This is a genomic window from Kitasatospora sp. NPDC002551 (assembly GCF_040296005.1).
Taxonomy (GTDB): Bacteria; Actinomycetota; Actinomycetes; order Streptomycetales; family Streptomycetaceae; genus Kitasatospora.
This window is the reverse complement of the sequence record NZ_JBEOWI010000126.1, coordinates 1-5,957: the sequence shown is the minus strand read 5'-3', so window position 1 is coordinate 5,957 and position 5,957 is coordinate 1. Positions and strand designations below refer to the sequence as shown.

Annotated in this window: 8 protein-coding genes; 1 reads left to right on the top strand and 7 read right to left on the bottom strand. The window is 72.6% G+C overall.

Annotation, left to right across the window (positions count from 1 at the left end):
• Positions 1-373: hypothetical protein (locus ABT093_RS40270; RefSeq protein WP_350572480.1), on the top strand; the 373-nt coding region annotated here is incomplete at its 5' end.
• Positions 374-861: 488 nt separating this feature from the next.
• Here the strand turns inward: ABT093_RS40270 and ABT093_RS40265 are convergent.
• Genes ABT093_RS40265 through ABT093_RS40235 form a run of 7 tightly spaced genes read right to left on the bottom strand, consistent with a single transcriptional unit; the run spans position 862 to position 5,856 of the window.
• On the bottom strand, positions 862-1,530 hold the full coding sequence (locus ABT093_RS40265) for a hypothetical protein (RefSeq protein WP_350572479.1): 669 nt from the start codon (positions 1,528-1,530) through the stop codon (positions 862-864).
• A complete protein-coding gene (locus ABT093_RS40260) occupies positions 1,527-2,036 on the bottom strand; it encodes a LuxR C-terminal-related transcriptional regulator (RefSeq protein WP_350572478.1) in 510 nt (169 codons plus the stop codon). Before ABT093_RS40260 ends, ABT093_RS40265 begins: the two co-directional genes overlap by 4 nt.
• Before the next feature lie 23 nt (positions 2,037-2,059).
• Complete coding sequence (locus tag ABT093_RS40255; RefSeq protein ID WP_350572477.1) at positions 2,060-3,295, bottom strand: cytochrome P450 family protein; 1,236 nt, start codon at positions 3,293-3,295, stop codon at positions 2,060-2,062.
• 12 nt (positions 3,296-3,307) lie between these two features.
• Positions 3,308-4,501: a cytochrome P450 gene (locus tag ABT093_RS40250; protein WP_096624482.1), complete on the bottom strand. Its 1,194-nt coding sequence runs from the start codon at positions 4,499-4,501 to the stop codon at positions 3,308-3,310.
• Positions 4,498-5,100 (bottom strand): GTP-binding protein, encoded by a 603-nt coding sequence (locus tag ABT093_RS40245; RefSeq protein WP_350572476.1) that lies wholly within the window; start codon positions 5,098-5,100, stop codon positions 4,498-4,500. The genes ABT093_RS40250 and ABT093_RS40245 overlap by 4 nt, the downstream gene beginning before the upstream one ends.
• Positions 5,078-5,407, bottom strand: a complete 330-nt coding sequence (locus tag ABT093_RS40240; protein ID WP_350572475.1) for a DUF742 domain-containing protein — start codon at positions 5,405-5,407, stop codon at positions 5,078-5,080. The genes ABT093_RS40245 and ABT093_RS40240 overlap by 23 nt, the downstream gene beginning before the upstream one ends.
• Before the next feature lie 23 nt (positions 5,408-5,430).
• Positions 5,431-5,856: a roadblock/LC7 domain-containing protein gene (locus ABT093_RS40235; RefSeq protein ID WP_350572474.1), complete on the bottom strand. Its 426-nt coding sequence runs from the start codon at positions 5,854-5,856 to the stop codon at positions 5,431-5,433.
• Between the last annotated feature and the right edge of the window lie 101 nt (positions 5,857-5,957).

The window sequence follows — 5,957 nt, the reverse complement described above, 5'->3', positions numbered from 1 at the left end:
CGCCAGGTCGGGGGCGCCCATGGTGATGGCGGCGACCGGGACGAGGAGGATCGCGGCGGAGATGCCCAGCGTCCACAGCACGGTGCGCGAGACGTATCGTGAGCTGGCCGAGAACGGCAGCGGCGGGTATCGCCAGGACGGCGGTGGCCGCGGCGAGGTCGGTAACGAGCAGCACGGCGCGTATCGCATACCGGTCCAGAACGACGCCCGCCGGCAGCGAGACGACCAGCGCCGGGAGCTTCGCGGCGAAGGCCAGGAGCGCGATCTGGCCGGGAGTGGCCTGGAGTTGGAGGACGGCGAGGGCGGGCAGCGCCAACTGGTGGACGGCGGTGCCCGCATAGCTGGTGCCCTCACCGACCAGAAGCGCGGCTAAGGCATGCCGGGCGGACGGACTGCCGCCCGGTGCCGCCGGAGTGGCGGTTGCGTCGGAGGCCGTCGTCACAGTGCGCCTCCGAAGGCCTGTGGAAGAGGGAAGAGGGTGGTCGGCGGAGAGGCGCAGGGTGCGGGCGTATCCGCGCCGGAGCTCCGGCTGGTCGGTGCTCGCCTGGCCGTCGCGGGCCATGGTGTCGACGATCCGGTCCACGACGAGAGGCCGGTGCCGTTCGGCGAACTGCTGGGCGGCGAGGTCGGTGTGCGGGTCTCCGCCGGGTCCAGTCGGCGCGTACAGCACGAAGGAGAGGGTCTCGCCGGAGCCCGCGAGGACAGTCCGGTCGATGGTGCCCCGCCAGGCGGCGAGTGCGTGAGGGGCCTTCAGCGGCGAGGCCCCAGCCAGGGCCGGGCGGAGCGCCCGCGCTCGCGGGGGCAGAGCGCGGCCCGCAGGCGGGGGTGGCACGAGTCCGGCCGCTGGCCGGGTGAGGGTGCTCATCGGTCGATGTCCTCCTCGGGCCCGCGTCGCGTCACGGCGGGGACAGTGGAGTGGATGAGCGCAGCCAGACCGGGCGAGGCAGCGGCAGGCAGGCGGATACGCGCGACCCGGTGACCGTCCGGTGTACGACCGGAGCCGAGGACGTGCCAGCCGAGGTCGCGCAGGTACCCCAGGAGCCGGCCGCCGATTCCGTCGGGCCCGGTGTTCCAGCCCGGGGCCTCGGCGTACACGTAGTCGATGCCGGTGCGGGCCGCGTAGGCGGCGAGCCACAGCGTCATCAGCCATCCGACCCGGTCGGTGCGGCCCGGCGCGGTGTAGGCCAGGGAGACCTTCAGGGCCGGAGCCGGGTCGTCGACGGCCCACGACCGCAGATCCGGCTCCTGGTGCAGGAGGAGGCAGCCGACGAGGACTTCGTCCCCGCCGTCGTCCTCATACAGACCGACCGCCTCCGTACGGTGGTCCCGGAAGGCGGCGACGTGGAGGGCGGTGGGCGCGTCGAGGCCGCGCCGGGCGAGCCACAGGCCGCGGTCCTGGACGAGAGCGGCGGCCGCCTCGCGGTCGGCGGCCGTCACGATCGGCCGCATCTCGTATGCCCACCTCGCCCGGCCGTCGCGGTCGACTGTCGTGTCGGCGAGGGCGGTGGTGCCGGGGGTGATGGTGTTCATCGCACCGCTCCGGCGGACTGTACCGGGGGCTGCTCAGCGGTGGTGGTTGCTTCGCCGCCGAGGATGCCGTGGGTGTGGGCCAGCCCGATGAGGTGCGCAGCGTTGCTGGCGCCCGCCCTGCGCACGAGGCCGTCGGTCCGGGTACGGAGTTCGCCGACCGGGATCCGCGCTGCGCGGGCGATGTCGTCCGGTCGGGAGTGCTCGGCGATGGCGCGGATGAGCAGGAGGTCGTCCGCGTCCGGCTCGAAGGCGCGGCGCAGCAGCGGGGACGGGGGCGGGGGCACCTGCTGGTGGCTGAGCAGGGCATGGGCGAGAACCGCGCGGGAGGAGCGCGGAGGGCAGTGCAGGCTCTCGCGCATCACCCGGACGTGGGAGCTCACCGTGTCACCGGACAGGTGTTCCTCGCCCGCGATCTCCGGGTTGGTGAGCCCGCACACGAGGTGGGCGGCGACCCGCTTCTGAGCCCGGGTGAGCGGAGTGATCGGGGCGGCGACGGTGGTGGTCATCTGGGTTCCTGGTCGGGTGCTGGTCAGGCCGCGGACGGGCGGAGGCGGACGGGCAGCTGCTCGTGGCCGTTGCTGATCAGGGAGCCGAGCGGCTTGAGCTGCTCGGCGGGGACGGCGAGTTCGAGGTCCGGGAAGCGGGTGAAGAGCTTGCGCAGACTGGTGGCGAGCTCCAGTCGGGCGAGCGGGGCGCCGAGGCAGAAGTGCACGCCGTGCCCGAAGGCGAGGTGGTCCTTGTTGCCACGGCGGATGTCGAAGTCGTCGGCGGTCTCGCCGTGCCAGTTGGGGTGGCGGTTGGCCGCGGCGTAGGACGCGAGGATCGCCTCGCCCTTGGCGATGGTCTGGTCGTCGGGCAACACGATGTCGTTGACGGCGTAGCGCATCGGCAGGTGCTTGACGGCCGGCTCCAGGCGCAGGGTCTCCTCGACGACGTCCGCCCAGTCGGACCGGCCGGCGCGGAGCTGGTCGAGCTGTTCGGGGTGGGTGAGCAGGAGGCTGATGGCCTGGTCGAGGACGTTGACGGTGGTCTCGTATCCGGCGCTGATCATCAGCAGGAGGGTGTCGCGGAGCTCGGCGTCGGACAGGCCATGCCCGTCTCCGTCGTCGTCACGGGCGGCGATGAGCAGGGAGGTCATGTCGTCGCCGGGGTCGGCGCGCTTGGTGGCGATGAGCTGGTCCAGAACCTTGTACAGGTTCGTGGTGTTGGTGGCGGCCTCGTCGGCGGTGAGGGTGGTGTCGAAGACACCGTCGACGACGCCGCGGAAGTGGGCACGCTGGTCGGCGGGGACGCCCATGAGGTGGCCGATGACCGCGAGGGGAAGCGGGTAGGCCAGGTGTTCGCGCAGGTCGATGCTCTGGCCGGTGGGCAGGGCGTCGAGGTCGTCGAGGATCGCCTCCACGATGGTCTCGACGACGGGGGCCAGGGCGTCGATGCGGCGAGCGGAGAAGGCGGGGGCGATCATGCGCCGCAGCCTCCGGTGGTCGTCGCCGTACGCGGTGAACATGTTCTTGACGGCGACCCACAGCGCGAGCGGCCAGGTCTGTATCGCCTCTTCGTAGCCGGGCCAGTGGGCGCGGGCGTCCTTGGAGACGTCGGGGTTCTTCAGCAGGCTCTTGAGCAGGGCGGGGTCGTTGATCGACCAGGCGGTCACGCCGAGGATGTCAACGCGGACCGCGGCGCCGTGGCTGCGGAGCTGCTCGTGCTCGCCGTGGTGGTCGGCGCCGGTGGGGTCCAGGACGATCGGGGTGGCGGGCTGGGGCATGGGAGGTCTCCTTCAGGCTGCGGCGAGGGCGGGGAAGCGGATCGGGAGGCGGGTCAGCGCGCGGTGGAACGGGCCCGGGCGCCAGGTCAGCTCGTCGGCAGGGCAGTCGAGGTCCATCTCGGGCAGCGCGTCGAGCAGGTCGGTGACGGCCGTTTCGGCGATGAGGTAGGCCAGGGAGCGCGCCGGGCAGGCGTGCGGGCCGGTGCTCCACGACAGGTGGGCCCGGTCACCGGACCCGCCTCCGTTCAGGGCGGCGGGGTCGTTGTTGCACGCGGCCATGGAGATGACGACCGGCTGGTGAGCGGGCAGCAGGATGCCGTCGAGGTGGACGGGCTGGGGCGGGTAGGTGATGCAGTAGTTGGCCAGCGGCGGGTCGCGGTAGAGCACGGTGTCCAGCACTTCGCGCACGGAGGCGCCGGCGGAGTGCACGGTCGCGGAGAAGTCCTCGTCGGTGAGGATCTTCAACAGGGTGTTGGTGATCAGGTTGGTCAGCGGTTCGATGCCGGCGCCGTACAGGGTGACGAGCTGGTGCGCCATCTCGGTGTCGTCGAGCCGGGCCGGGTCGGCGATGAGCCGGGAGGTGATGTCCTCGGCGGGCCGGCTGCGGCGCAGGGCGACGAGCTCGGACACCGCCTGGGCCAGCATCTGGTTGCCGGCCGCCGCGTTCACCCCGTCGAAGATCTTGGCCATGCCGTCCGCGATGCGCAGCCCGAGCTCGTCCGGGCAGCCCAGCAGCGCGCTCAGGATCCGGAAGCTGAGCGGCCACGCGAACTGCGCCAGCAGATCGGCACGGCCCGCAGCGCGGAAGTCGGCGATCGTCTCGGCGACGACCCGTTGGACGAGGGCGTGCAGGCGGTGCTGGTGTACGGCGTCGAGGGCGGAGGCGTTCGCCGCCCGGTAGCGGGAGTGCGCGGGGCCGGCCGAACGCAGCGCGTTGGGGCGGTACTCCATCATCGGCCGCACGGGACAGGTGTCGGGGACCGCCTGCTCCCACACCCGCGGGTCGGCGGGGAAGCGCACCTCGTCGTTGAGGATGCGGCGGGCTTGGTCGTAGCCGATGACCAGGGTCGCGGGCACGCCGGGCGCCAGGTCGACGGGCACGAGCGGCCCGTACGCGAGGCGCATCGCCGCGTAGGCGGCGTGCGGGTCGGCGGCGAACTCGGCCTCGTAGAGCGCGATACGGGACGGCGGTGGGGCGGTGGTCACGGGCGGCGCTCCAGGAGGCGGAGGTGGCGGGCGGTCAGGTAGGTGACGAGCTCGATCAGGGCCAGGTAGCCGGAGCGGCCCACGCGCGCGTCGCAGGCGGTCAGCGGGGTGTCCACGTCCAGAGCGAGGGCCTGGCGTATCTCCTCGCTCGGATACGCGGGTGCGTCGTCGAACCGGTTGATCGCCACGGCGTACGGGACGGCGTGCTCTTCCAGGAGGGCCAGGTGCTCATGGGAGGCGTCGAGGTTGCGCGTATCGACGAGGACCAGGGCGCCCAGAGCGCCCTCGATCAGGCTCTGCCACAGCGGCCGGAACCGGGTCTGGCCGGGAGTCCCGAACAGGTACAGCACCCGGGTCGCGCTGATGTGGATGCGGCCGAAGTCGACGCCGACGGTGGTGGTCTGCTTCTGCGGGGCGCCGGCGAGGTCGTCCACCCCTGTGCTGGCCTGGGTGATCGGCTCGTCCATGTGCAGGGGCGGCACTTCGGACACGGACCCGACGAAGGTGGTCTTGCCCACGCCGAAGCCGCCCGCGACGACGATCTTCGCGGAGTGCACCGCGGTGGTGGGGCGGACTTCAGACCTTGGTTCGTAGACCACGGAGCACCTCCTTGAGGATGTCGATGTCGGGCTGGTCGTCGAGGGCGTTGACGGGGCTGATCAGGTGGCCGCTGTCCATCAGGTCGCAGACGAGGATGAGGACGGTGGACGGCGGGAGCTGAAGGACGGCGGCGATGTCGGCCACCGCCAGGCCGCCCCGTACGCCTTGGGCCAGGGCCAGGACCCGGCGGTGGTTCAGGCGTAGCCCGTCGGCCGGGCCGGTCGCGGCGAGGACCAGGGACTCCAGGCGCACGTCCGGCCGGCTGGGGCGGTCACGCCCTCCGGTCCGCACGAAGGGCCGCACCATGTCCGGGTCCCGCCGCGGCCCGCTCACCCCGCGGCCTGCGCGTCCCGTACCGGCGTCCGGGCCTGCACGGCCATCCGGTCGCCGACACTCACCGCGAGCTCGCCCATCTGGTGGGCGATCGCGGCGAGATCGACGTCCGGGCCGCTGGTCTGCACGAGCAGGAGCGCGTTCGGGCCGGCCTGTGTGATCAGGCAGACGTAGGAGTTCAGCTCCAGCAGGAGCTGCCGCATCCCGCCGCCGCTGAACTCCTCGCTGTAGGTGCGGGCGGCGCCGCGCAGGCTGGCGGCGATGGCCGCGTGCCGCTCGGCCTGGTCGTGACCGATGGAGGACGTCCGGGAGTGCAGCATGCCGTCGGTGGTGAGCAGTACCGCGCACTGGACTCCGTCGAGGGTGGCGAACCGCTCGTCGAGCAGCCAGCCGAGCGTGTTGGCGTGCGTGTCGGTGAACATCAGGCTCCTTCGGGGGTGGTGGGGCGCGCGCGCCTGGTGCCGGCGGCCCAGGCGGCGACCACGCTCGGTCGGCCCGGCTGGGCGTGCTCGACACCGGCGGG